Annotated in this window: 19 protein-coding genes and 1 tRNA gene; 9 read left to right on the top strand and 11 right to left on the bottom strand. The window is 61.8% G+C overall.

What is annotated here, in order from left to right; all coding sequences use genetic code 11:
• The first annotated feature begins 104 nt into the window (after positions 1-104).
• The 4 genes from HEP75_RS05425 (at position 105) to HEP75_RS05410 (ending at position 5,179) form a co-directional block, all read left to right on the top strand.
• The gene (locus HEP75_RS05425; RefSeq protein ID WP_185825710.1) at positions 105-962 is read left to right on the top strand and encodes a glycosyltransferase family 2 protein; all 858 of its coding nucleotides are present in this window, start codon (positions 105-107) and stop codon (positions 960-962) included.
• Between the two features lie 241 nt (positions 963-1,203).
• Positions 1,204-2,352: a glycosyltransferase gene (locus HEP75_RS05420; protein ID WP_185825709.1), complete on the top strand. Its 1,149-nt coding sequence runs from the start codon at positions 1,204-1,206 to the stop codon at positions 2,350-2,352.
• Between the two features lie 909 nt (positions 2,353-3,261).
• The gene (locus HEP75_RS05415; RefSeq protein WP_185825708.1) at positions 3,262-3,960 is read left to right on the top strand and encodes a class I SAM-dependent methyltransferase; all 699 of its coding nucleotides are present in this window, start codon (positions 3,262-3,264) and stop codon (positions 3,958-3,960) included.
• A gap of 7 nt (positions 3,961-3,967) precedes the next feature.
• Entirely contained in the window at positions 3,968-5,179 is a 1,212-nt protein-coding gene (locus HEP75_RS05410) for a hypothetical protein (RefSeq protein WP_221899305.1), read from the top strand.
• Here HEP75_RS05410 and HEP75_RS05405 read toward each other — a convergent pair.
• The 4 genes from HEP75_RS05405 to HEP75_RS05390 all read right to left on the bottom strand — a co-directional run bounded on the left by HEP75_RS05405 (position 5,166) and on the right by HEP75_RS05390 (position 9,274).
• Positions 5,166-6,326, bottom strand: coding sequence for a DegT/DnrJ/EryC1/StrS family aminotransferase (locus HEP75_RS05405; protein ID WP_185825706.1), 1,161 nt, complete (start codon positions 6,324-6,326; stop codon positions 5,166-5,168). The genes HEP75_RS05410 and HEP75_RS05405 overlap by 14 nt on opposite strands.
• Positions 6,327-6,416: 90 nt before the next feature.
• The gene (locus HEP75_RS05400; RefSeq protein WP_185825705.1) at positions 6,417-8,321 is read right to left on the bottom strand and encodes a hypothetical protein; all 1,905 of its coding nucleotides are present in this window, start codon (positions 8,319-8,321) and stop codon (positions 6,417-6,419) included.
• Positions 8,322-8,364: 43 nt separating this feature from the next.
• A complete protein-coding gene (locus tag HEP75_RS22395; RefSeq protein WP_185825704.1) occupies positions 8,365-8,787 on the bottom strand; it encodes a pilin in 423 nt (140 codons plus the stop codon).
• Positions 8,788-8,869: 82 nt separating this feature from the next.
• Positions 8,870-9,274: a pilin gene (locus HEP75_RS05390; RefSeq protein WP_185825703.1), complete on the bottom strand. Its 405-nt coding sequence runs from the start codon at positions 9,272-9,274 to the stop codon at positions 8,870-8,872.
• A gap of 382 nt (positions 9,275-9,656) precedes the next feature.
• Between HEP75_RS05390 and HEP75_RS05385 the strand changes: the two genes are divergently transcribed.
• Genes HEP75_RS05385 through coaE form a run of 3 tightly spaced genes read left to right on the top strand, consistent with a single transcriptional unit; the run spans position 9,657 to position 12,420 of the window.
• A complete protein-coding gene (locus tag HEP75_RS05385) occupies positions 9,657-10,916 on the top strand; it encodes a type II secretion system F family protein (RefSeq protein WP_185825702.1) in 1,260 nt (419 codons plus the stop codon).
• 6 nt (positions 10,917-10,922) lie between these two features.
• On the top strand, positions 10,923-11,786 hold the full coding sequence (locus tag HEP75_RS05380; protein ID WP_046978035.1) for an A24 family peptidase: 864 nt from the start codon (positions 10,923-10,925) through the stop codon (positions 11,784-11,786).
• 13 nt (positions 11,787-11,799) lie between these two features.
• On the top strand, positions 11,800-12,420 hold the full coding sequence (coaE, locus tag HEP75_RS05375; RefSeq protein ID WP_185825701.1) for a dephospho-CoA kinase: 621 nt from the start codon (positions 11,800-11,802) through the stop codon (positions 12,418-12,420).
• A 247-nt stretch (positions 12,421-12,667) separates the two neighbouring features.
• On the opposite strand, the gene HEP75_RS05370 is transcribed toward coaE, so the two are convergent.
• The 4 genes from HEP75_RS05370 to rimK all read right to left on the bottom strand — a co-directional run bounded on the left by HEP75_RS05370 (position 12,668) and on the right by rimK (position 16,310).
• Positions 12,668-14,008 carry a HAMP domain-containing sensor histidine kinase gene (locus HEP75_RS05370; RefSeq protein WP_185825700.1) on the bottom strand — a complete coding sequence of 447 codons (1,341 nt, stop codon included), beginning with the start codon at positions 14,006-14,008 and terminating at the stop codon, positions 12,668-12,670.
• Positions 14,001-14,678, bottom strand: a complete 678-nt coding sequence (locus tag HEP75_RS05365; protein ID WP_046978044.1) for a response regulator transcription factor — start codon at positions 14,676-14,678, stop codon at positions 14,001-14,003. Before HEP75_RS05365 ends, HEP75_RS05370 begins: the two co-directional genes overlap by 8 nt.
• A 14-nt stretch (positions 14,679-14,692) precedes the next feature.
• The gene (locus HEP75_RS22260; protein WP_255424006.1) at positions 14,693-15,151 is read right to left on the bottom strand and encodes a hypothetical protein; all 459 of its coding nucleotides are present in this window, start codon (positions 15,149-15,151) and stop codon (positions 14,693-14,695) included.
• Positions 15,152-15,416: 265 nt separating this feature from the next.
• Positions 15,417-16,310 (bottom strand): 30S ribosomal protein S6--L-glutamate ligase, encoded by an 894-nt coding sequence (gene rimK / locus HEP75_RS05355; protein WP_185822423.1) that lies wholly within the window; start codon positions 16,308-16,310, stop codon positions 15,417-15,419.
• A gap of 294 nt (positions 16,311-16,604) precedes the next feature.
• Between rimK and HEP75_RS05350 the strand changes: the two genes are divergently transcribed.
• A complete protein-coding gene (locus HEP75_RS05350; RefSeq protein WP_185825699.1) occupies positions 16,605-18,902 on the top strand; it encodes a TonB-dependent receptor in 2,298 nt (765 codons plus the stop codon).
• Between the two features lie 516 nt (positions 18,903-19,418).
• Here HEP75_RS05350 and HEP75_RS05345 read toward each other — a convergent pair.
• Entirely contained in the window at positions 19,419-21,506 is a 2,088-nt protein-coding gene (locus HEP75_RS05345; protein ID WP_185825698.1) for a phospholipase C, phosphocholine-specific, read from the bottom strand.
• A gap of 274 nt (positions 21,507-21,780) precedes the next feature.
• Between HEP75_RS05345 and HEP75_RS05340 the strand changes: the two genes are divergently transcribed.
• Positions 21,781-22,941, top strand: a complete 1,161-nt coding sequence (locus HEP75_RS05340; RefSeq protein ID WP_221899304.1) for a serine hydrolase domain-containing protein — start codon at positions 21,781-21,783, stop codon at positions 22,939-22,941.
• Positions 22,942-23,350: 409 nt separating this feature from the next.
• Here HEP75_RS05340 and HEP75_RS05335 read toward each other — a convergent pair.
• Together HEP75_RS05335 and HEP75_RS05330 are read right to left on the bottom strand one after the other, a co-directional pair.
• A tRNA-Gly gene (locus HEP75_RS05335) sits at positions 23,351-23,424 on the bottom strand.
• 271 nt (positions 23,425-23,695) lie between these two features.
• Positions 23,696-25,516, bottom strand: coding sequence for an autotransporter domain-containing protein (locus tag HEP75_RS05330; RefSeq protein WP_185825697.1), 1,821 nt, complete (start codon positions 25,514-25,516; stop codon positions 23,696-23,698).
• Between the last annotated feature and the right edge of the window lie 72 nt (positions 25,517-25,588).

Here is a 25,588-nt window from a genome sequence, read left to right as displayed (position 1 = left end):
GCAACCGCCTCTGGCGCAGCTACACAGCCGGCGTTGCCGCCACACGCCATGAATCCGGCCGCGACTGCGATTAACATAGCGAACGGGGAACTAGGGGTCGACCTTTGGACAAGATCAGCATCATCCTGCCGGCCAAGAACGAGGTGGCCGGCCTGTCGCGTACGCTGCCCCGGCTGCGTGAGGAAATGCCGGATGCCGAGATCATCGTGGTCGACGACGGCTCTACCGATGCGACCGCGCAGGTGGCGCGCGACCAGGGCGCCCGGGTCATCGGCAGCCCCTACTCGATGGGTAACGGCGCTGCGATCAAACGCGGCGCACGGGCCGCTACCGGCAACATCCTCGTGTTCATGGATGCTGACGGCCAACACGATCCCGGCGATATCCAGAAACTGCTCGCTGTGCTTGGCCAGGGCTACGACATGGTCGTCGGCGCACGCGACAGCAGCGGCCAGGCCAGCGTGCATCGCGGCCTCGCCAACCGCTTCTACAACTGGCTGGCGAGCCGCATGACCGGCTTCGAAGTGAAGGACCTCACCTCAGGCTTTCGCGCCGTCCGCGCTGACAGGTTTCGCGAATTCCTGCACCTGCTCCCGAATGGGTTCAGTTACCCCACCACCAGCACGATGGCGTTCTTTCGAAGCGCCTATCCGGTCGCCTACGTGCCGATCCCCGTCGCGAAGCGCGTCGGTAACGGCAGTCATATCCGCCCCATGAAGGACGGCATCCGCTTCCTGCTGATCATCTTCAAGATCGCCACGCTGTATTCGCCGCTGAAGCTGTTCGTCCCGGTCTCGATGGCGTTCTTCGCCCTTGGACTCACCTACTATGGCTACACCTTCGCGACGATGCACCGATTCACCAATATGAGCACCCTGTTGTTCAGTGCGGCGGTGATCATTTTTCTGATCGGCCTAATTTCCGAGCAGATTACCAATCTGACGTATAGACGCGACGCCTGAGCATGCACTCGCAGTGCTTTTTGCCTATGGTTGAAACGCCTTTCATAGATCCCTTTTCATCGGCAACGACTGCTCGGCAATTCGAGCCTAGGAATATAGATTGGCAGCATGCACACGCCCTGGCGCTAGACATGTTGTACCGACCGAGAAGGGTGAACATTGCTGCTGCAGATGCGCCAACCCGCCAGATGGACATTTGCGCACCGCCAGCTCCGAAGGATGGTCTTAAGGCCTACCGACCATGACAAAACCCTGCACCGTCGTGATCATCACCTCATCCTTTCCGACTTCGGGTGACGGAAGCGAAGCAGCCGGCGCATTTGTTGCTGACTTCGCCATTGAACTAGGCAAGTTAGTGAACGTGCGCGTCGTAGCACCAGGCCCCAAAAAAACCAAAGAACTATGGTGCGAAAGTATCGAAATCTTTCGTTACCCCACCCCCGAGCGTCCTCTATCAACCCTCAACCCATTGAATCCCGCTGACGCATGGAGGATTGCAAATGTGATGCGTGCTGGATATTTGGCGACCGAGGCGGCATTGGATGAGGGATGTGTGCAACATATTCTAGCGCTTTGGGCGCTGCCTTGTGGAGAATGGGCCAGATCCTGCGCGCAAAAATACGGAGTCAACTACTCTGTATGGACGCTGGGAAGTGACATATGGAGCCTGGGACGTATACCAATAGTTAGATCTTTCCTGCGCAAAGTACTCAGAAACGCCAAACACTGTTGGTCTGACGGATTGAAACTGGCTCACGATACCGAAGCCATAGCTGGGCGAGAAGTTCACCTATTGCCCAGCACACGGCGCACCTCTCGTAGCCGTAACCAGCCACTTAGCGAATGCCCGCCATACAGCCTGCTTTTCCTAGGCCGCTGGCATCCCAACAAGGGAATCGACCTTCTTTTTGAAGCCATTGACCTATTGACCGAGAATCAATGGAAGAGAATCAAAAAAATTCGGATTTGCGGTGGAGGCCCCCTGCAAAGGGAAGTCGAATCCAACATAAGGAGGCTGAGCGAAGCAGGCCGGCCCGTGCTTCTGAGCGGCTTCCTTGATCGCGAGTCAGCAGAGGAGGCAATAATCGATGCTGACTGGCTACTCATCCCATCAAGAATAGAGAGCATTCCAGTGGTCTTTTCCGATGCAATGAAACTAAAATGTCCAGTAATAGCCACACCCGTAGGCGATCTCCCTGCTCTTTTGCAGGGCAAAACTGGCGGGGTGGTTGCCAAGGATCTGAGCGCAAAGTCTTTCCATAAGGCCATGGAAGCTGCATTGCTTTCATCCCCTTATGATCTTTCGTCTGGAATTCGGGAACTCGCGGCCCAATTCGACATCTCCGACATTGCCGCGAAAGTGTACAGTTCGCTGGTGACTAATGACTGATCGACGCAGCCGCTGGCGATGGCTATTTGCTCCGCTCGCACTTGCCTCAATGATGTGGGCTGGCTGGCTGCTATGGGATTCACTTCCATCGCTGAGCAAGAGCATTCCGCGCCTGCGAATCGGCTGGCTGTCCCTAGCATTGATAGGAGTGCCAATATCCAGCTATTTGGCATTCGAGGGATTCCACACTCTGTTCAGGGAGATGCGACAAAATCTCTATAAGCGTACGACGTTGGCACATCTCTACTTTACCGGCCAACTGATGAAGCACCTCCCCGGACGCGTCTGGGGTATCGCCTATCAATCGGGCACAGGAACATCAGCCACTCTTGCGGAGTGGATCAGTGTCAACGCGACCTACATGGCATTAACTACAGCTTTCGCTATATGGATCTCTATTACGGTAGTCGGCACGATGCTCCATTGGTGGCTTGGACTCGCGTTGCTCGGCACAGGGTCGGTTATATATGCGTACTGCTGGCATCCCCGCCCCATTAATGCGGCACTTGATCTAGCAAGACGAATACCGAGCCGAGCCGTAGCCCGCCTATGCGATGCACTAAGGCCGTTCGCTACAGCCTCTGCGCGGCTAAAAGGGGAGGTTTGGGCCTGGCTCACTGCAAGCTGGCTAGTCTATTTGTTGGCGTGGTCTGCCTATGGTGTCGCTTGGCCCGGTCTAACCGCCGTCGATGGAATATGGTTGTGCGGCATATATACTGCCGCATGGTTCGTCGGGTACATCAGCCTGATAACTCCCTCTGGAATTGGCGTTCGAGAACTGATGTTCGTGCTGATGGCCAGTCACTTCCCTTCCGATGCGGTCGCTGGCCTAGCTGTCCTAGGGCGGATATCACTATTGATAGCAGACATTTCACTCGGATTGATCTTCGCGCCGTATCGGGTGCGCTCATGAGTGCCGACCGTGCAAACGTCCCAGCGTTTGACGACCATGGGAACAACTTAGCAGACCCCCATGATCGACTCGGAAGAAAAAGTGACTACATTCAACTATTACAGCAGCGGGCACTTGAGAAGTATTTGAAGCCTGGAACTGGCTACGCGTTGGACGTAGGGTGCGGACTAGGCCGGATGGGTGAAGCCCTGGGAAGAATCGGCTACAGCGTAGTTGGCCTAGATCCATCTTTACGCATACTCCGTGCGATGCCTGAGAAATCAAGATATGCAGGGATCCTCAATGCCTCGCTTCCTCAGCTTCCGTTCCGTGACGAATCATTCGATTTGGTCTGCCTTTTTGGAGTCGCGCGCATGACGCTCCTTTTAGGCAAGGCTGATATCTGCCGCAGCGCCCCCAGATTGGTCAAGCCTGGAGGACAGTTGGCGGTCATTGACAACCTTAAGGTTGGTGATGGGCGCTACCTCCAAGAGCCATGGTTCGACGAGACCTTTGCTCGTAACGGGCTGCGAAGAGTGCTAAAGCTACCGATCCGCAATAGCCGATGGCCGGTAGTCTATCTAATTCGATATGGGCTCATCCCAACACATTGGCTTGCGGCGATCGCAGAGTGGGAATTGAAGCGCATGGCAAAGAAGCGCATGCCATCTCGGCTTAGTTACTACAATTATCTTTTCATCTATGAAAAATCGTGATCTCCCCGTGCCCGAACTTCTGATTATAAGTGGAGGATCAGAGATTGTTGGGCTAGCCTTGGCTGAAGCAGCCCATATCGCAGGGAGAAACTATGCGGTTTTCTCTCTAGTGCCTCACAGCCTATTAAAAAATGCGCCTGGCTGTATCGACTTCATGGACCTCTCGCCTCTGTTAGAAGACTGGAACGCACTCCAAGACGGTTTCCTTAAGGCGCTAATGCACGCAACCGCTCTGGCGGGAGAAAAGCTACCCATCTTTCCTACGGAAGATGGCGGACTTCGCCTGCTAAACGAATGCCGAGATGATGTCCTGAGATATGGCGAGTTTTCGCGAGCTCGAGCCCTAAAAATGGGAGGACTCGACAAAGCAGAACTAGTCGAATTTTCACTGAAGCATTGCGCAAGCGACTATCTCGCCACTTCAATCGTGCTGGATGGCCCCGAGCAGGCGATCCTTGCCCTAGAAAAACTCGGGCCGGACGCCATCTTCAAGCCGGCCTTAAAGCCTATACACATGGACTTGTCTCCGCTTGGCGGAGGCGGTACGAAAGTAGTTACAAGGCAAGACCACAAGGAAAATGCGTCTTCTATAGTCAATCGCCTCACCAGAGCATGGTCAGTTAGCGAACGTTGGATTGCACAACCTCGTCTCGTCACAGGGTCAAGTCAAGAGCGAAGCGTCTGCGCAGTTCGTGATACCAATGGTTACGTCCACGCCAACCAAGTAGTTGAAAAGGCCAAGCATCCCGCAATGGGGGGAACGGCTTATTGGGTCTCCACCGAAGAAACGACAGATCTTCTTTCCCCGGCAAGCAATCTTATGGAAGCACTGGAAATAGTAGGTATCTGCGAGCTCGCGCATCTACCAGACGGGAGCGGGAAACCGCATATGATTGAGTTAAACACCAGGCCATGGCTACAAATCGGCCTGATTGAAAGTGCCGGAGTTCCGATTTTGGACAAAGCAATCTTGGCTTTGCGCGGAAAAAGCTTACCGAAAGAATCAACTTCCGCCAAGAATCATCAATGGGTCCAAATTGAACGATTTCTAATGGCACTCATTACCGGAAGTTGCCCACCGGCGCTCGCATTACAGATCCTAGGCTCGCTCACCAAAGCGTCAACCACAATAGCCGGCTTTGGAACCTCATCTCCCGGAATAAAACAACGACTGATCCGAGGCCATCTTCGCAGGATCTTCAGAACTACATCAAAATAGAATGCACTGCGTCAATAACACGACCAACATCCCCATGCGTAAGCTTTGGAGAAAGGGGAAGACTGACAGTATTGCGCCCTATCTCCATGGCGTTCGGCCACGCCTCAGGCTTCCAACCAAATCGCCCCTGATAATATGGGTGCTCAGGAACCGAAAGATAATGCACGCCAGTGCCAATTCTTCTAGCGTTCATTTCCCCCAGGAATGCATCCCGAGATATTCCGCATTTTTTCGGATCGATCATCACCGTAAAGAGATGATAACCGTGCACCGTATTCAGCGCAGGTGGAAGCGGCAAAGTGATCGGCAGATCCGAAAGCTCCTCCATGTATCGGCTCCAAATTAACTGTCGGAGTCGCCAGCTGGGCGCCACCCTTGCCAACTGATGAACTCCAATGGCAGCCTGCAAATCCATCATGTTGTACTTAAAGCCGGCCTCCACTACTTGATAGTGTTTGTACCCATCATCACCAAATCGATGCCAAGCATCTTTACTCATCCCATGCAACGCTAGAACGCGCACCCTAGAAATGGCACTTTCGTTCTTTCCAATAACCATCCCGCCTTCGCCAGTGGTAATATTCTTTGTCGCGTAAAAACTGAAGCAACCAAAGTCACCAAAGGTACCGGCTTTCCGGCCATGGAATTCCGTTTCGATGGCGTGAGCGCAGTCCTCTATCACTATTAACCCATGCCTTTCAGCGACTTTCATGACCTCATCCATCTCGCAAGGCCTGCCGGCAAAATGAACAATCAGGATAGCGCGCGTTCTTGAGGTAATCGCACGTTCAATAGCCTCAGGGGAAATGCACTGCGTCCGCAGGTCTACATCCGCAAGCACCGGAGTGAGCCCCGCATGGATTATCGCGTTGACAGTGGCGCAAAAAGTCAATGGCGTAGTTATCACCTCTGCCCCTGGCTCCAAGCCAGCCGCAATCATGCTGACATGCAGTGCCGCAGTGCATGAGTTAACCGCCGCCACATGAGAAGCATCGACTCCTTTATAGAACGAGAATTCGGATTCGAAGCGAGCAACCCGGGGGCCGGTTCCAAGCCAGCTCGACTTCATGCAAGCAACAACCTCCTCAATCTCTTCCTCTTGGATTAGGGGAGACCCAAAAACGAGAAAATCATTCGCCGCTGTCATTTTATCATCTCAACTGCGTGATTAAGCGCGACACTCATACGCTTGGCCTTGGCCGCACGTCCCTAGTTACTTGGGAAAAGTTACTTCATTTTATTGCGCCGTTGTCGACGGCGACTTGCCAACAGGCAACTCACCCGCTTCAAAGAGCCCAAGCTGTCTACCACGCAAGAAGACTTTCTCAGCTTGCCGCACGTGCCCATCTTTCAACAATCCCGAAAGGACGATATGTGCATAAGCCTTGTCGTTCGTCGAATGATTTAACGCCTCGACAAACATCCTGTCTGCCAGATTCTCATCTCGCAGATATCTCAACGCATAGTCCCCGAACTGGGCATATAGAAACGCTTGTTCTGGCTTTCTGTCCAACAATGCCATATATGCACTGGACAATTTAGAGTCGTCGAGCTGCACGCCCTCATATCGCTGCTTCAGCAATCCACTTACCGCCATCAGTTCTTCAGGCGAGAGCGGCCGACTCCTTACTTTCCGAGTCAGAGTCTCCCACCAAGCATCTTCCACTGGCTGCCCGTGCACAGCCGCCATTAAGATCAAGCCCTGCTCGGCCAGAGGCGAGGACCCAGGCAAGCTCGCAACGCGCTCAAACTGCTGCCTACCCATGCTGTAAAACGGCGAGGTCGGATCACCATTGGCCATGGCGACTAGCAGCGCAGCAAGATCGCTCCCAGCACGAGGGGAGTTCGGATTTATGTCAACCAGTTCATTACGCAGCAAGAGCTCGTTGCCCCAAGTCGCTGAGCGGATCAAAGAAAGGCACGTCACCGTTATTAGTACCGCCCCCAAAGCGACGTACTTGAGTGCGGGACCATCTCGAAGCCGGATTCTGCTGACCAGATCACCGATTGCCAGCAAGACCCCCAGAATAGCGAAATAGTTGCGATGTTCAAATGCCAACTCTAGATTGAGTACATTGCTTGTCAAGAAATGCGCAGAAAAGAACCAAAGAATGCCGAGCGAGAAAAGCGGCATTTTTTTTCGAACAATCCAAGCGGCGGCCAAAAGGCTGAGAAGCAGGGCACCACCCAGCGCAGTCGTTGCGGGAGAGAATAGACCCGTGGACTTCGGATATGCATCATAGTAAAAGGGCAGCCGCGAAGGAATCGGCAGCACTATTTGCCCGAGATACATTGGGATTATTCTAAGCTGACTCAGCAGACGCTCGATCAAGCTGAAGCTACGATTGCTGAAGGCCCCATCCGCGATCGCGGACGGAATTATCCACGCAAAAAACACGATAGCGCCAAGCGTCGCGACCAGAAGATAGAATAGCTTGTAGAACCGGGTTATTCGCGCGTCCTGTGCATCAAAGCACAAGACAGTCAACTCCAGCGCGAGCACGTACAAGGGAAAAAGTGCAGCCGTCTCTTTTGAGGCCAAACCTACTCCGGCGACCATGGCCGAAAGCAATACAAACCAGCTACCGCTCCCACCTTCAATCTGCCGGCGACGGCCAGCAACGTACAATATCAATCCGGCAAGCACGAATGTAAGCGAAAGAATTTCCATTCGCTGCACGACGTAGAGAACAGTCGACACCTGCAGCGGATGTATTGCCCAAAAAATAGCCACTACCGCGCAAAACACAACACTATTATGTCGACTTAGCGACCGGGCCTTCACGAGGCTCAAAAGTAAAGCAAACACTAAAAGCGCATTAATGCCGTGAATGACCACTCCGGTTAGCTTGTAGGCCCAGGGGTCATCGCCAGAGAAATAGTAATTTATTGCAAAACTCACAGTAGCTAGCGGCCTGCCTATTTTCCCTGGCTCGTACGCCTTGGCTGCCTCGATCAAACTCGACAAATCCAAACGCTGCGCGTGAATTCTGGCATTGGTTACAATATTCGAGTAGTCATCAAAAACAAAAGGGCCAGAAAGACCTGGCCAGTACACAAGCATGGCTGCCAATGCAACGATCACGCCCATCGGCCAAAAAAGCCATCCAGAACCACTCTTTTCAAGAATTATTTTAGGCATTATTTACCTATCCAGAACCATTTCGACGCGCGAGTGAGCCACGTTAGCTGCAACCATCGGGCCGATAGCTTGCTGGCAATCCGCCGGCATCACAAGCCCAATATCCAGAGGCACTACGCAGCAACCTGATGTCTCTGCCTGCGACTCCATCGTTGCCGCGCAAAGTGCACGATATCGATCCCTCGCCAGTCGCCGAAAGCAAGGCCGTTGTCGTAGAGCAGCGCGGTGTGGATGCTTGCAACCCGATATAAGCGGCATCCACGTCTGCAGCGTGTCCTTCATTGAGCGCCAACTCGACGCCCATTTTTCCACCCCTGATTTCGTCGAGCCCTGCCACAACTTGCGATCTGCTCACATACATTGCGTACCCCTGCAACGCGATGGCGGCCAAGATCGCGACGATAGCGACAACAATCATAAGTTCCACCAGAGTGAAACCATGTATTTTTTCTTTTGAAACGCCCATCTCGCTCCCCCCTAGGCTCGATGACGGCTTATCGGTAAAAAAAAAGGCCCCGCCACGGCGGGGCCTTTTTAGGCAACAATTATTACTGCGCGCAGGTGCTGGGACGGTACTTAGCATCCGCAGTGGTGGAACAGGTCCAGTTGCCGGAAGCGTTACGCGTCCAGGCAATCGTGGTGCCGCCCACACCGGCGCCACCAATCATGGTGCAGGTGATGTTGCCGGTGTCGCTCGGGCTGACAGTGATCGCGGAACAACGGCTGGTGGTGTTCTGCAGACCAACGGCGCTGCCCGTGGTGCCAAAACCGCTGCCTTCGTTGATCTTGACTTCGAACTGCGTCTTGCCCGGGGTGATGTCGGACAGGGCCGCGGTGACCTGCGACTTGCGCACGTAGTTCTGGTAGGCCGGCAGCGCGATGGCGGCCAGGATGGCGATGATCGCGACGACGATCATCAGTTCGATCAGGGTAAAGCCCTGCTGCTTCTTCATGGTGAATCCCCTAGAGATGGTGTGTAAGTTGGCAGACACTCGGCCCGCGGAGCTTGCTACCCCTCGAGCGCCGCGCGGCAGAGCGCCACGTGCGGGTGATACAAGCAGGCCGCGTGCCAACTTCCCCACGCGCGCCTTATGTTCCCCAGGAGCCATGATGCCCCATTGAATGCCGTCCGGTATGGGCAAAGAAAGAATTTGCGACGGGCTTTCCTCTCTGCCAGGATGGGTCACAAAGTGACGCACAGCGTCACACCGCCGAAACCTTGATCCTCTGCGCCCGGAGCTCGACTGTCCATTGAGCGCTGATGCCAGACGCCACGGAAACCGATACCATGCCTGGCATGTCCGCCTGGGGATGGCTGGACGGGGAGCACACCTGATGTCCGCAACTCGTAGCGCAGTACCCAAAGAGCCCGTCGCACGCAATACCAGCCAGCAGTTGCCGTTCGTCTGGGAAGGGACGGACAAGCGCGGCGTCAAGATGAAGGGCGAGCAGACCGCCAAGAACGCCAACCTGCTGCGCGCCGAGCTGCGCCGCCAGGGCATCACGCCCTCGGTGGTCAAGCCCAAGCCCAAGCCGCTGTTCGGCTCAGCCGGCAGCAAGATCAGCGCAAAGGACATCGCCTTTTTCAGCCGCCAGATGGCGACGATGATGAAGTCGGGCGTTCCCATCGTGGGGTCGCTGGAAATCATCGGCAGCGGGCACAAGAACCCGCGCATGAAGAAGATGGTGGATCAGGTCCGCACCGACATCGAGGGTGGCTCGTCGCTCTATGAAGCGATCAGCAAGCACCCGATCCAGTTCGACGAGCTTTACCGCAATCTGGTCAAGGCCGGCGAAGGCGCCGGCGTGCTGGAGACCGTGCTGGAGACGGTGGCGACCTATAAGGAAAACATCGAAGCGCTGAAGGGCAAGATCAAGAAGGCGCTGTTCTATCCGGCCATGGTCATGGCGGTGGCGCTGCTTGTGAGTTCGATCCTGCTAGTCTGGGTAGTGCCGCAGTTCGAGGACGTTTTCAAGGGCTTTGGCGCAGAGTTGCCCGCGTTTACCCAAATGATCGTGGCCGCGTCGCGCTTCATGGTCGCCTATTGGTGGATGCTGTTGCTCGTGCTGATAGGCACTATCGTCGGCTTCATCTTCGCCTACAAGCGCTCGCCGTCGATGCAGCACGGCATGGACCGGCTGATCCTGAAAGTGCCGATCATCGGCCAGATCATGCATAACAGCTCCGTAGCGCGCTTCTCGCGGACTCTGGGCGTGACCTTCCGCGCCGGCGTTCCGTTGGTGGAGGCCTTGGACATCGTCGCCGGCGCCACCGGCAACAGCGTCTACGAGAAAGCGGTGTTGCGCATGCGAGACGACGTCTCGGTAGGCTACCCGGTCAACGTAGCGATGAAGCAAACCAACCTGTTTCCGCACATGGTCATCCAGATGACCGCGATCGGCGAAGAGGCCGGTGCGCTGGATGCGATGCTGTTCAAGGTGGCCGAGTACTTCGAGCAGGAAGTGAACAATGCGGTGGATGCGTTGAGCAGCCTGATCGAGCCGCTGATCATGGTGTTCATTGGTACCATCGTCGGCGGCATGGTGATCGGCATGTATCTGCCCATCTTCAAGCTGGCCTCCGTCGTTGGATAAGCATTAATGGCATTTCTCGATCAACACCCCGGCCTCGGCTTTCCCGCCGCGGCGGGGCTGGGCTTGCTGGTAGGCAGTTTCCTCAACGTGGTGATCCTGCGCCTGCCCAAGCGCATGGAGTGGCAGTGGAAGCGCGATTCGCGCGAGATCCTGGAGTTGCCGGACATCTACGATCCGCCGCCGCCCGGGATCGTGGTCGAGCCGTCGCACTGCCCGCACTGCAAGCACAAGCTGTCCTGGTACGAGAACATCCCGCTGTTCAGTTGGCTGGCGCTGCGCGGCAAGTGCCGGCATTGCCATGCACCGATCTCGATCCAGTACCCGCTGGTGGAGATGCTGACCAGCCTGCTGGTGGTCGCCAGCGTCTGGCGCTTCGGCTTCGGTTGGCAGGGGTTCGGCGCGATCGTGTTCAGTTGTTTCCTGGTCGCGATGTCTGGGATCGACCTGCGCACCCGCTTGTTGCCGGACCAGCTGACCCTACCGCTGATGTGGCTGGGCCTGGTCGGCAGCATGGACAATCTGTACATGCCGGCCAAGCCGGCGCTGCTCGGCGCAGCGGTCGGCTATGTGTCGCTGTGGTCGGTGTGGTGGCTGTTCAAGCAGATCACCGGCAAGGAAGGCATGGGCCATGGCGACTTCAAGCTGCTGGCGGCCATCGGCGCCTGGTGCGGGCTGAAAGGCATCCTGCCGACGATCCTGATCTCCTCGCTGGTCGGTGCGGTGCTCGGCTCGATCTGGCTGGCGGCCAAGGGTCGCGACCGGGCCACGCCCATTCCGTTCGGGCCGTATCTGGCCATCGCCGGCTGGATCGTGTTCTTCTGGGGCACGGAAATCATCGACACCTACATGCGCTGGTCCGGGCTGCGCTGAGCGGAGCCACGTCTTGAGCGACTTCATCGTCGGCCTCACCGGCGGCGTGGCCTCCGGCAAGAGCGAACTGAGCCGGCGCTTCGAGGCCAAGGGTATCGTCGTGGCCGACGCCGACGTGACCGCGCGCGCGGTGGTCGCGCCCGGGCATCCGGCGCTGGCGCAGATCGTGATCCGTTTCGGTGCGCAGATCCTGCGCGAGGATGGCAGCCTCGATCGCGCCGCGCTGCGCCAGCGCATCTTCGAAGATCCCGTGGCGCGTCGCGACCTGGAAGCGATCACGCACCCGGCGATTCGTACGCTGATGCAGCAGGCGTGCCGCGAGGCCGCCAGCCCCTATGCCGTGGCGGCGATCCCGCTGTTGGCCGAAGTCGGCGCGCGCGCCGCGTATCCGTGGCTGGACCGGATCGTGGTGGTCGATGCGCCCGAGGCGCTGCAGCATGCGCGCCTGATGCAGCGCGACGGCATCACTGCCGAACTGGCGCAGCGGATGATCGCGGCGCAGGCCACGCGCGCGGCGCGGCTGGCGATCGCCGACGATGTGGTGGTGAACGATGGCGACGCCGAGCGGCTGCAGGATGCGGTGGATGCGGTGGATCGGCGTTATCGCGCATTGGCGGCGGCGAAGATCGCTTAGGCCGTTCCGATCGGTAGGCCTTGCGAGCGTCGGGGCTGAAGCCCCTCCCACAGTGCATCCAGCGAGATGACCGCGAGCGCTTTTGGGAGCGACTTCAGTCGCGACGAGCGAAGCGGTCTACCCGACGGCTTCGGACAAAGTCGGAGCTGATACCCCAAGGCCAATCGGAGTCCTTAGATCTATCTGCATCAAGTGCGGCGGCAGCAAGCCCCCAAGCACGCCGCGGACTGGTCCTGCGAAGCCTACCTCACCCCGCCGCCGGCCTGAACCACAGCGTCGCCACCACGCCCTTGGACACGCCCGGGCGCACGTTGACCTGCCAGCCGTACAGATCGCACAGGCGGCTGACGATCGACAGGCCGATGCCGCCGCCCTGCGAGTGTCCGGCGTGAGTACCGCGATAGCCGCGCTGGAACAGTTTGGCCGCGTCTTCCGCGCTCAGGCCGGGGCCGGAGTCGATCACCTGCACAGCATCGCTCAGCACCCGCACCACCACCTGGCCTTCCTGGGTGTACTTGACCGCGTTGCCGATCAGGTTGCCCAGCGCCACCGACAGCGCCGACTCCGGTGCGTCGATGGTCAGGTTGCGCTCGCCTTCCAGCAACAGTTGCAACGGCTTGCCGCCCAGCTGCGCGCGGTGCGATTCGATCAGCTGCTCGGCGACCTTGGCCACGTTGCTGCTGCCCTGCCCACGCTCGTTGCGCGACAGCAGCAGCAGCGAGCCGATCAGGTCGCTGCATTGCTGTTCGGCGCGCTGGATGCGCTGCAGGCGCTGCAACACCTTCTCGTCGAGATTGGGACGGGTCAGCAGCAGTTCGGTGGCGCCGCGGATCACCGCCAGCGGCGTGCGCAGTTCGTGGCTGACGTCGGCGTTGAACTCGCGGTCGCGCTGCACGACTTCGGTGAGCCGGCCCGAATAGTCGTCCAGCGCCTCGGCCAGCTGGCCGACTTCGTCGTCGGGAAAATGCGGCGCCAGCGGCTTGGGATCGCTGCTGCCGCGGTAGGCGCGCAGCCGCGCAGCCAGATCGGAGACCGGGCGCATCACCCGCGACGCCGACCACCAGCCGATCACCAGCGACAACGCGCTGAACACCAGTACCGACAGGATCAGGGTGCGGTTGAGCTGCACCTCGCCCTGGATGGTCTGGGTCATGTCGTAGGCGAGGAAGAACCAGACGTCCGGGGTCTTGCGCACCGCGACCTTGTAGGAAAACGGCTTGCCCGATTCGTCGCGCCCGGAGACGGTGTGGATGCCGTCGGAGAAGTTGTACCACTCCGGCTGCTCGCGCTTGAGCGCCTCGAAGCGGTCGCTCTTGACCACCCGCCCGACCATCTGCTGCACCGGCATGTCGGGATTCTTCGACGGCTCGGAAAAATACCGGCGCGAATACTCGTCGATGTTGCGGTTCAACACCACTTCGACGAGCTGATTCTCCACCCGCGCGCGCGCCCAGTTGGTGGCGAACGCGAACAGTGCGGTCAGGCCGAAACCCAACAGCACGAAGGACAGGATGATGCGGCTGCGCAGGCGGCGGCGGTAGCGTCCGCGCCGCCGCACCGCCCGCGGCAACTCTCCAGCTTCAGGCATCGGGCGCGGCGATGCGGTAGCCGATGCCGTGGCGAGTCTGGATCATCGGCACCTCGAACGGCTTGTCGACCACCGCGCGCAGGCCGTGGATATGCACGCGCAACGAGTCCGAATCCGGCAGCTCTTCGCCCCACACGCGGGTTTCCAGTTCCTGCCGGGTCACCACCGCGGGCGAGGCCTCCATCAGCGCCTGCAGGATCTTCAGCGCCGTCGGGTTGAGCTGCAGCAGCTTGCCCTGGCGCCGCACTTCCAGCGTGTCCAGGTTGTATTCCAGATCGCCGGTCTCCAGCACGCGGGTGTGCACGCCCTTGCCGCGGCGCGACAGCGCGTTGAGCCGCACTTCCACTTCCTGCAGCGCGAACGGCTTGATCAGGTAGTCGTCGGCACCAGAATCGAAGCCTGCCAACTTGTTGTCCAGAGAGTCGCGGGCAGTGAGCATCAGCACCGGGGTCTGCTTGCGCGCTTCGTTGCGCAGCTTGCGGCACACTTCGATGCCGTCCATGCCCGGCAGGTTGAGGTCGAGCACGATGGCATCGAATTCGTGCACTACCGCCAAATGCAGGCCGGTGACGCCATCGGCGGCGAAATCCACCGTGTGCCCGCGGTCTTCGAGGTAGTCGCCCAGGTTGGCAGCGATATCGCTGTTGTCTTCGATCACTAGAATTCGCACCAACATTTACCCCGTCAGTCGTACTTGCCAGTTGGATTGCGCCGCATCAATTCCTGCGCATCCTCGTTGTCGCGGCGGCGTTCCGCCACGGTCTTGCATTGCGTTGTGGTACGCAGCGATCCGAGGACCGCTTCGCGCCTGCAGATCATCCGGCTGTCCGACGACGCCTTGGACAGCAGCGTATTGACCGTTTCCTGATCGTTGAACAGCACTACCTTGTCTTCCTCGCGCAGCGTATCGACGTCGGGATGGGAATTGAGCACCGTCGCCATGCGCGACAGCGCGGCTTCCACCTTGCTGCGATTTTCTGCACTGAGTTCGGAGTAGGTCTTGCCATCGTCCAACTGCTGGCGAATTGTACTGAGTTGCTGTGCGAACGATTTCTTCACGTTCATGGGCGCCTCACCTTTCGGTGCCGCCGCCGCACTGCACGCAAGCGCCATCCCCAGCATCAAACCGATCACCTTCTTCATCCCCGTCCCCTATGCGATTGGTGGTGTGAATCACAATGTAGCCGCCCCGCGAACGGGGCCGCAAGTTGCGTACGACGCAGGCTCGGGGTTGTGCCGACAGCAATGCCCCGCGCAAAGAAAAAGACCCAAGCGGCAAGGCCGCTTGGGCCGAAAGATATATCCCGATTACCGTTCCTGCTGAGGAGGGCAGAGCTGCGGTCCGAAGAAGCATACGCAGGCAGGAATTAAACCCGTGTTAAGCCAGAACGGAGAGCGGAACATCGCCCTAAGTTGCTGATTTCTTTCGAATCAGACTGGCTTCGAGATGCTCGATGACCTTGCCGGCGATGTCCAGCCCGCAGACCGCCTCGATCCCTTCCAGGCCGGGGGTGGAGTTGACTTCCAGCACCAGCGGGCCGCGCCGCGAGCGGATCAGGTCGACCCCAGCCACGCCCAGGCCCAGGGCCTTGGCCGAGCGCACCGCCACCTCCTGCTCGCCGCGGCTGGCGACCGCCAACTGCGCGCTGCCGCCGACATGCAGGTTGGAGCGGAAGTCCCCTTCCGGCGCCTGCCGGCGCATCGCCGCGACCACCTGATTGCCGACCACGAAGCAGCGCAGGTCGGCCCCTTCGGCCTCGCCGATGAACTCCTGCACCAGGAAATTGGCATACAGGCCGCGCAACGCCTCGACCACCCCGCGCGAGGCGCTGGTCTTCTCGGTGAGGATCACGCCGGTGCCCTGGGTGCCTTCGTTCAACTTCACCACATGCGGCGGCGGGCCCAGCATCGACAGCAGATCGCCGGTGTCGTCGGGGTTGTCGCCGAACACGGTCATCGGCATGTCGATGCCCTTGGCCGCCAGCAACTGGTGCGCGCGCAGCTTGTCGCGGGCGCGCAGGATCGCGTCGGACGGGTTGGGCGTACGTACGCCCATCATCTCCAGCTGGCGCAGCACCGCGGTGCCGTAACGGGTGACGGAGTTGCCGATGCGCGGGATCACCGCGTCGTAGCCGGTGATCGGCTTGCCCTTGTAGTGCATGGTGAAGGCGCCGGCGGCGATGCGCATGTAGCAGCGCAGCGGGTCGAGCACGCGCACCGTATGCCCGCGCTCGCGGCCGGCCTCGACCAGGCGCCGCGTCGAATACAGCTTGGTGTTGCGGGACAGGATGGCGAGCTTCATCGAGGCGCGACGGCGGTGGCTGGCTCGGCATCATACGTTGCGCCGTCGGCGCTGCGGGGCCGGCGCCATGCCGGATAGCTCGCGCGCGAACGTGGCGGCGGCGCGTGACCGGCGTTGGCATGCCCGCTCGGCCGTCGGCATCTGCAGACACGCTGTCCCACAGACGACACGGAACCGCCCCGAAACGTTCACAAAACCGTTGCATCGTGGCGAGCGGGCCGCAAGGCCGTGTGTTGGCTGTCACGCATCGCACGCCGGCCCCAACGCCTCCCCCCATTTTATTGGTGAATTTCGATGACCCCCACCTCCAGATCCTTGCGCCTGCATGCGCTGGTGCTCGCCGTCGCGTCCGCGCTGCCGGCCTTCGCCGCGCTGGCCGAGACCGCATCGGCCGACGCCGATGCCACGGCCACCAACGGCAGCAGCGACGCGACGATGCTCGATGCGATCACCGTGGTGTCCACCGGCACCACCCGCCAGGTGCAGCGCATCACCCGCGAGGACATCGGCATCACCGCGCCCGGCACCAGTGCGCTGAAGGTGCTGGACAAGCTGCCCGGCGTGCAGTTCCAGTCGGCCGATGCGTGGGGTTCCTACGAGTGGTCGACCGCGATCACCCTGCACGGTTTCGACCAGAGCCGCCTCGGCTTCACCCTGGACGGCGTGCCGCTGGGCACCATGAACTACGGCGTCAGCGACGGCCTGCAGGTGACCCGCGCGATCATCTCCGAGAATGTCGGCTCGGTGGAGCTGTCGCAGGGTGCCGGCGCACTGGGCACCGCCTCGAGCAGCAACCTCGGCGGCACCGTGCGCTACTACTCCGACGATCCGGACGCCACGCCGGGCATCCGCTTCAGCCAGACCTTCGGCTCCGATTCCACCCGCCGCACCTACCTGCGCGGCGACATCGGCGACATCAACGGCTTCTCGATGTACACCTCGATCGTGCACGGCGAAGTGGACAAGTGGAAAGGCTACGGCAACAACGAGTACAACCAGGCCAACGTCAAGGCGCTGTACCAGTGGGGCGACGGCAACCGCGTCAGCCTGTTCCTGGACAGCTCCAAGCGCAAGGAATACGACATCATGGACCTGTCGCTGACCTCGCAGAAAGCGCTGGGTTGGAACTGGGACTACCTGATGCCGGACTGGAACAGCGCGGTGCAGATCGCCAACGCGCTCAACGGCAACGGCAGCTACCCGGCGTCGTTGAACGCCCTGCCCGCCGACTACGGCAAGGCCGACGCCACCTACTACTCCGGCGCCGGCCTGCGCGACGACAACCTGGCCGCGCTCAGCGGCGCGTTCAACCTGGGCGGCAACGCCACGCTGAACCTGGCCGGCTACTACCACGACAACAATGGCGAAGGTCAATGGACCACGCCGTACCTGGCGTCCTCGGCCACGGTACCGCTGTCGATGCGCACCACCGACTATCGCCTCAACCGGCATGGCGTCACCGCGTCGCTGAACTTCACCGTCGCCGGCAACGAGATCGAGATCGGCGGCTGGTACCAGAACGCCAAGACCGTGCAGGAGCGCAATTACTTCCTGCTCGATGGCCCGTTCACCGATCTGTTCTACTTCAACAAGGCCGGCACCCGGTTCGAGCGCGGTTTCTCCCAGCACTACGAAACCGACACGCGCATGTTCTACGCGCAGGACACGCTGCGCCTGCTCGACGACCGCCTGACCGTGAACTTCGGCGCCAAGAAGCTGCAGGTGGACACCACCTCGCAGTCGCTGGTGCCGACCACCTCGTACGCGGTCGGCGAGATCAAGGCCGATTCGGATCTGCTGCCGCAGGTGGGCGTGAACTACAAGCTCGACGAGCACCAGGAAATCTACGCGTCCTACAACAAGAACATGGCCGGCTTCGGCTTCACTCCGTTCCAGGAATCGCAGGCGGCGTTCGATGCGATCAAGAGCTCGCTGGAGCCGGAGACCGCGCAGACCTACGAACTGGGCTACCGCGTGCGCGGCGACGCCATCGAGGCATCGCTGGCGCTGTACCACACCACCTTCGACGACCGCCTGCTGGTGACTTCGCCGTGCACCGCGATCCAGACCTGCGCGGCCACGCTCAACAACGTCGGCTCGGTACGTAGCCAGGGCGCCGATCTGGCGGTGATGTGGCGTCCGATCGCGCAGCTGCGCTGGCTCAACTCGCTGTCCTACGACGACTCCACCTACCAGGACGACTACCTCAGCGGCGGCGTGGTTGCCACCTCGGGCAAGCGCGTGGTCGGCATTCCGGAATGGATGTTCTCCAGCAGCCTGGCCTACGAAAACGCCGGCTGGCACGCGGCGCTGGACGGCAAGTACACCGGCCGCCGTTACATCAGCTACCTCAACGACTCGTCGGTGCCGAGCTACTGGCGCTTCGACCTGAGCGCGGGCTACGACTTCGGCGAAGTCGGCATGTTCCAGAACCTGGGCCTGAGCGCCAACGTCACCAATCTGCTCGACAAGCGCTACTTCGCCACCGTCGGCACCAACGGCTATGTGGTCTCCGATCCGAACGGCTACAACCAGACGCTGATGGCCGGCGCGCCACGGCAGTTCTTCGTCACCTTCAGCGGCAAGTTCTGAGTTGACGCCTCGCCAGGGAAGGCGATCGCGCCGCCGTTGCGGAAGCAGCGGCGGCGCCTTGCGTTTGAGCGCCGCAAAATCGCACGCATGAAGCCGCCATCTGGCGGCTTTTTCGATTGTGCGTGGTGATGTTGGAGGTCGCGCCGACGGCGACATCGGTCGCGGCTGAAGCCGCTCCTACAAGAGCCCACGCACCGCGCGTTCTTGTAGGAGCGGCTTCAGCCGCGACACAAGGTTTGAAGCGCCGTCTTATTGAAGGGACCGACAGCTAACCGACGACAGCGCGGCCGATCGCCGGATCGCTCATGCTCGGACGGCCCGTCTCGATATGTCCGGCCAGGCGCCGCCGCCACTGCGGCAGGGACGCGCTCGCGATCTCCAGGTCGTACTAGTGATGCTGCGCCGCCAAAGGCAGGCGCAGCACCCACAAGAACTCGGCACTGCGCGCTCTTGTAGGAGCGGCTTCAGCCGCGACACACGGCCTGGCCGCCACCTTCTTATTGATTGGACCGACAGCTAACCGGCGACAGCGCGGCCGATCGCCGGATCACTCATGCTCGGACGGCCGGTCTCGATATGCCCGGCCAGGCGCCGCCGCCACTGCGGCATGGACGCGCTCGCGATCTCCAGGTCGTACCAATGATGCTGCGCCGCCAAGGGAAAACGCAGCAGCTGACGTGCGCCAGCCGCGAGTTGAAGCGCCTGCTCCGCCCTATCGCGATAGCCATCGCGGATCTGCAGCCGGCACGCCTGCGCACCGGCATTGCGCAGCTCCAACAGCAGGCATTGGCTAGCGGCGTCGTAGTCGGCATCGGCCTGCAGCCCCACATCGTTCACGCCATCGCCATGAAACTCGCGCAGGAACCCATTGGGGCCATGCACGCGCAACGCGTAACCGGGATCGGTAGCCGCGCCGCGCCAGTCGCGCGCATCCTGCAACTCGCTGCCCGCCGCGATCGTGTAGAACCACGGGCCGGCGCTGCCGCCATCGGCATAGGCGTTCAGCGCGACGCCGACGCTGCTGCGGTTGACCATGCGCAACGTCGATTGCTGCGGGCCCGCCTGCAAGCGCACGTCGAAATCGTAGGGCAGCGCGCGCGCCGGGCGCTGGCCCGGCTCTTGCACCGGCAAGGCCTGCTGCTCGGGTCGCTTCGGCACCGGCAAGGCCGCGGTCGCGTCGACCCGGGCGATGAAGTCGCGGGTGTCCGGCAAGGCGACGCGGGCGTCGTCGTGCCCGGCGAAATCCAGCGCCGAAGTCAGGTCGCCGGCGATCGCGCGGCGCCACGGACCGATGTTGGGCTCGGCGACGCCGAAGCGGCGCTCCAGGAAACGGATCACCGAGGTGTGGTCGAACACTTGCGAATCGACCCAGCCGCCGCGGCTCCACGGCGACACCACCAGCATCGGCACGCGCGGACCGAGGCCGACCGGAACGCCGCGGTAGTCCTCGCCGCGCAGATCCACATTGCTGGCGCCGATGGCCGGATCGGTCGCCGGCAGCGCCGGCGGCACGTGATCGAAGAAACCGTCGTTCTCGTCGTAGTTGATCAGGAACACGGTCTTGGACCAGACCTCCGGCGAGGCCGCCAGCGTCTCCAGCAGGCGCGCGCTCAGCGATTCGCCATACGCCGGCGTGCCCTGGGGATGCTCGCTGAGCAGGTACGGCGCCACGATCCACGACACCTGCGGCAGGTTGCCGCTGCGCACGTCGCGTTCGAACGCCGCGATCAGGTGCTCGCCGCGCGAGGCCTTGGCGTTGTCCGCGGTGGAACCCGGCACGATCGCGCGGCCGCGCCGGTACAAGGGCGAGTTGCGGTCGAGATTGCGGAAATTGGCGAAGTATGGGTGGCTGTTGTCGCCGTAGTTGTCGAATTCCTGGTAGACCTGCCAGCTGACCCCGGCCTGCTGCAGACGTTCGGAATAAGTGGTCCACGTGTAGCCGGGAAACGCCGGGTTGTCGCGCGCCATGTCGGCGGTCCAGTTGCCGTCGTCGAGGTTGTTCACCGCCTGCTCGCCATCGTTGCCGACGCTCAGGCCGCTGGTGCCGGTGAACATGTACATGCGATTGGGATTGGTGGGGCCGAACAGCGAGGCGTGGTAGCCGTCGCAGATGGTGAAGGCGTCGGCCAGCGCGTAGTAGAACGGCAGGTCCTCGCGCTGGAAATGCCCCATGGTCATCGCCGTCTTCTGCGCGATCCACGCGTCGTGGTGCTTCCAGGTCTCGTGCGAGCCCTTCCAGTGGTGGTCGAGGCCCTCCATCGACTGCGCGCTGCTGGTATTGCCGTTCAGGCGGAACGGCAACACGTAGCGATCGCCGGCGCCAGCCTCGGGCTGGTACCAGACCGGGCGCCCACTGGGTAGCTGCAGCGGTCTTGGATCGTCGAAGCCGCGCACCCCGCGCAGGCAGCCGAAGTAGTGGTCGAACGAGCGGTTCTCCTGCATCAGGATCACCACGTGCTGCACGTCCTGCACGGTGCCGGTGACCCGCGCTGGCGGCACCGCCAGCGCGCTGCGGATGGCGCCGGGCAGCAGCGGCATGACCGCCCCCGCGCCGAGGGCCAGCGATGCACTGGCGAGGAAACGGCGACGACTGTGTTCGACCATGGGGGAGAAACCGGCGACGAGCATGCGCTCACTGACCGGCCAGCGTAGGCGCCGCAGATGAAGCGGGTTTGACAGGCCGCGCCGCGGCGGACGCGCAGGGCAACGACGCGCGCCATGGTCCGGTTATGCTCTTGGCCATCGGCGCATCGTCGGCTTACTGCGCTGGACCGAGACCGGATGAGGGGAACCGAATGGAAGTGGGTGCCCGTACTGCCATCATGTTTGGCGCCATCGCCTGGCTGACAGCGCCGCTCGCAGCAGCGCGATTGGCGCCATGGACGCCAGTAACTGTCGCGTCCGGCGCAGCGTGCTTCGCCGGCACCGATCATCCGGAGACGATGCCATGAGCGATGCCCCCATCATTGCGCCGATACCGCGGCGATCCTTCCTGGCCGCTTCCGGTGCGGCGCTGCTGCTGGCCGCGTTGCCTGGCCGCGCATCGGCGGCCGCGAAGGACGCGCCCGCCATCATCGACACGTGGGCGAAGGCGAACGCCTTCCAGGGCGTGGTCCTGCTCGCCCGCGGCGGCAAGGTCGCCTACGCGCGGCCCTTCGGCATCGTGGACGTGGAAGCGCAGCGGCCGGCGAAGCTCGACGACGTCTACGGCATCGCCTCGATCTCCAAATGGCTCACGACGCTGGCGGTGCTGCGCCTGGTCGAACGGCGCAGGCTCGACCTCGACCGGCCGATCACCGCCTGGCTGCCAGGCTATCGTGCCGACACCGGCGCCCGCATCAACCTGCGGCGCCTGCTGTCCAACAGCAGCGGCCTGACCGAGCAGTACGGCCCAGCCGCCAAGGCCGATCCATCGCTGATGACGCTCGAGCTGCCGGCCGCCGAGGCGGTACGCCGGTTCGCCAGTGCCGACCTCGCGTTCGAGCCGGGCGCGAAGTTCGACTACATCTTCGCCAACTGGATCGTCGTCTACGCCATCGTCGAAGCGATCGCCGACATGCCCTTCGCGGACGCGATCCGCAGCCTGGTCCTGAACCCGCTGGAGCTGCGTAATACCGGCACCGGCGCGGCGATCGCGACCGCGCCGACCACGGTGCCCTCCTATCGGACGCTGTCGCCGCCCGAGCGTCGCACCTACGACCGGCCAGGCTTCATCGCCGCGGCGGGCGGGTATTTCAGCAATGCACAGGACCTGATGCAGGCCGCGCACCGCGTCTACGACAAGGGCTTTCTGTCGCCAGCGTCGCTGCACCAACTCAACACGGTGGAAATGCCGGAGGAATATGCGCTCGGCGGCCGAGTGAAGACGCTGACGCTACAGGGCAAGCGCCGCACCTATGCCTGGGAAACCGGCAACACCGCCGGCTATCGCTCGCTGCTCGCGCACCGCCTGGACACGCGCGAAACGGTGGTGATCCTCAACAACAGCAGCATGTCGCAGCGCCAGCTCGACGAGTTCGCGATCGCTACGCAGTCCTGAGCGCGAGCGCTCGCCAGTTGCGGCGCGCATCCCGCGACACGCCGGAGCACCAGTGTGGAATGCAGGCCGGCTTCCTGTGATCGAGAACGCCTTCGAAAGCACGAGGCGGTGGGCGCTGGCACTGTGCCGCCATTGACGACGTATTCGAGGCCCGTAATCGATGCGGCACGCAGCCAGACCAGGAAAACGCTCAAGCCGCCAGCTTCTCGCGGCCAAGCCGGGCTGCCCACTGGGAAGATCGGGCACGAACAAGCGGATTCGGCTCAAGACATGCGCGATGCGCAGGCCCAGCGCAGGCATTCATCGATCAATACGACCGAGATCCGAGTGCGAAACGAAGTTAGGTTCCAAGGGCGCGCCTGGCAGCGAATTGCGGAGCGCGCAGATTTGCCGAGTGCCTTGCAACGACTGGAGCGGGCGAAGGGAATCGAACCCTCGTCAGTAGCTTGGGAAGCTACAGCTCTACCATTGAGCTACGCCCGCGTCGCCGGTGCAGTCTATTCGGTGGGCCGGCGGTTGCGCAAGAAATCGGTGTGACCCAGCGGCAGCGATGGTGCACCAGCACCCACGCTATCGCAATGCCGATACTTGCAGATGGGATTTTTGTGGGAGCGGCTTCAGCCACGACGCCTTATCGGTAAAGCGTCGCGGCTGAAGCCGCTCCTACAGTGCGGCGTTTTCGATGTCGCTGGGTGTGCTGTCCCCGTCGTGCCCGGCGCATGGCCGGGCACGACAGGCAGCAGCGATGCCGTGCTTAGAAGCTGCCGCCGAAGTTCACGAACAGCGAGGTGTCGTGCGCGCGGCTCTGGCCGGTGGTGGCGGCGATGCCGACATTGCTCTCCAGGCCCCACACCTTGGTCCGCGCGCCCAGCACCACCGAGGCGTAGTTGCGGTCGATGGCCAGGCCCGGCACCGCGTAGGCGCCCAGGTCGGGCATGGTCTGCAGCCACGCGGTGGCCTGCTCGCCCTTCTTGAACTCGTGGTCGTAGGTCGCCTGCAGGTACGGCTTCACCGCGCCGGCGTCGAGGCTGGCCTTCCAGCCGACGCGGCCGACCAGCGACTCGACGTCCTGGTCGTAATAGCCCAGCGCGCTGGAGTTCGGGTTGCTCTCGGTGTAGCCGTCGAGCTTGACCTTCTGCCAGATCGCCGCGGCCACCGGGCCGTGCTTGAACGCGCCCTCGCCGAACTCGTAGCCGCCCTGCAGTGCCGCGGTCAGGTTGCTGCCGTCCGGCGAGCCGTTGTGCTCGATGGTGGCCGCCGCCAGATTGACCTTGCGCTTGACGTCGTAGCTCAGCCAGCTGTAGCTGACCTGCGCGTTGACCCAGGCGTGCTCGCCATACCAGCCGGCGAAGCCGCCCAGGGTGCTGTCGTCCTGGGTGTAGTCGCCGCCGCGGTTGCCGAAGTCGGCATCCACGCGGCCGAAGCCGCCGAAGCCGCCGAACACCCACTCGCCGCGCGACCAGTCCACGCCGAACAGGCCGGCCGGGGCCAGGCCGTCGTACAGGTCGCCGTGCGAATAGCGCTGCATGTCGCCGCGCAGGTTGCCCCACCAACGCATGCCGTCCGCTTCCGGGCGGCCATCGACGTGCCAGGCGACCTGGTCGGCGCGCGAGCGGCCGGTGACCTCGGCCGAGTGGCTCAGCACCTGCTGCAGGCGCGGGCCTTCCAGGATCGACAGCGCGTACTGCGCGAGCAGCTCGTGAGTGCGGCCGGTGGGATGGATGCCATCGGCGAACACGTAGCTGTCGGCGGCGTCGGCGCTGACGTAGCTGGTCGGGTTGCAGGTCAGCGACTGCGCGGTGATCTGCGGCTGGCAGGCGGTGCCGGTGGAGTTGCTGAAACCGTAGGTGGACGGGCTGGCGATCACTTCCTGCAACAGGTGGAAGGTATCCACTGGAATCACCTGCAGCCCGGCGCTCTTCAGCCCGGCGAACAGCGCGCTGTTGTAGCTGCCGGCCAGCGCGGTGCCCTGTGCCATCGTCGTGGCGCCGCCGGCGCGGAAGCGCGGGGTGAGGCCGACATCGGGAATGGTGGTGACCATGACGTAGCGTGCGCCGGCGTTCTGCAGGTTGGCGACGATGCCCACCTGCGCGGCCACCGAGTTGCCGATCGTGGCCTGAGCCGGTGCGCCGGCCGCGACCGCGAGCAGGTCGTTGGCGCCGCCCCACACGCTGTACAGCGCGTTCGGGTCGGCCTTGCCGCCGTTGGCGGACAGGTAGTTGCTGGTCTGCGTCGCCAGCGACGGCGCCACGCCCAGCGCGCTGGGGTTGGCCACGCCGACGCGGGCATTGCCGGCCGCGTAGTTGTCGCCGATCTGGCCGTTGCCGTTGGCGTGGCCGTCGGTGTGGTAGTAGTCGGCGATGTACTGCGCCCAGACCCAGTCCGGATTGGTCGTGAACTGGCCGGTCACCGCCTGCGCCGAGGCCGGCAGCAGCGGCCGGTAGTAGCCGGCGTCGGTCAGGCTGTCGCCGAAGAACACGGTGCGGCTATAGGTCTGTTGCGCGAACGCGGGCGCAGCGGCGAGCACGATCGCGGCGGCCAGCAGCGAGCGGAGTGGACGGATGGACGAAGTCATGGATGCCCTCCCGGGCGATAATGAAGGTGACTCGGGGCACGGCCAGAACATACGCAGCCGCATGGCAGGCAT

The sequence above is a fragment of the Xanthomonas sp. SI genome (assembly GCF_014236855.1).
Lineage (GTDB): Bacteria > Pseudomonadota > Gammaproteobacteria > Xanthomonadales > Xanthomonadaceae > Xanthomonas_A.
The sequence above is the reverse complement of the archived record's forward strand: the minus strand, read 5'-3'. Positions and strand labels throughout refer to the sequence as shown.

Excerpts from the sequence above, each read along its gene's own strand:
- HEP75_RS05420 (WP_185825709.1), top strand. The coding sequence starts at position 1,204 with ATGACAAAACCCTGCACCGTCGTGATCATCACCTCATCCTTTCCGACT.
- HEP75_RS05415 (WP_185825708.1), top strand. The coding sequence starts at position 3,262 with ATGAGTGCCGACCGTGCAAACGTCCCAGCGTTTGACGACCATGGGAAC.
- HEP75_RS05405 (WP_185825706.1), bottom strand. The coding sequence starts at position 6,326 with ATGACAGCGGCGAATGATTTTCTCGTTTTTGGGTCTCCCCTAATCCAA.
- HEP75_RS05400 (WP_185825705.1), bottom strand. The coding sequence starts at position 8,321 with ATGCCTAAAATAATTCTTGAAAAGAGTGGTTCTGGATGGCTTTTTTGG.
- HEP75_RS22395 (WP_185825704.1), bottom strand. The coding sequence starts at position 8,787 with ATGGGCGTTTCAAAAGAAAAAATACATGGTTTCACTCTGGTGGAACTT.
- HEP75_RS05390 (WP_185825703.1), bottom strand. The coding sequence starts at position 9,274 with ATGAAGAAGCAGCAGGGCTTTACCCTGATCGAACTGATGATCGTCGTC.
- HEP75_RS05385 (WP_185825702.1), top strand. The coding sequence starts at position 9,657 with ATGTCCGCAACTCGTAGCGCAGTACCCAAAGAGCCCGTCGCACGCAAT.
- HEP75_RS05380 (WP_046978035.1), top strand. The coding sequence starts at position 10,923 with ATGGCATTTCTCGATCAACACCCCGGCCTCGGCTTTCCCGCCGCGGCG.
- HEP75_RS05370 (WP_185825700.1), bottom strand. The coding sequence starts at position 14,008 with ATGCCTGAAGCTGGAGAGTTGCCGCGGGCGGTGCGGCGGCGCGGACGC.
- HEP75_RS22260 (WP_255424006.1), bottom strand. The coding sequence starts at position 15,151 with ATGAAGAAGGTGATCGGTTTGATGCTGGGGATGGCGCTTGCGTGCAGT.
- rimK (WP_185822423.1), bottom strand. The coding sequence starts at position 16,310 with ATGAAGCTCGCCATCCTGTCCCGCAACACCAAGCTGTATTCGACGCGG.
- HEP75_RS05350 (WP_185825699.1), top strand. The coding sequence starts at position 16,605 with ATGACCCCCACCTCCAGATCCTTGCGCCTGCATGCGCTGGTGCTCGCC.
- HEP75_RS05345 (WP_185825698.1), bottom strand. The coding sequence starts at position 21,506 with ATGGTCGAACACAGTCGTCGCCGTTTCCTCGCCAGTGCATCGCTGGCC.
- HEP75_RS05340 (WP_221899304.1), top strand. The coding sequence starts at position 21,781 with ATGGACGCCAGTAACTGTCGCGTCCGGCGCAGCGTGCTTCGCCGGCAC.
- HEP75_RS05330 (WP_185825697.1), bottom strand. The coding sequence starts at position 25,516 with ATGACTTCGTCCATCCGTCCACTCCGCTCGCTGCTGGCCGCCGCGATC.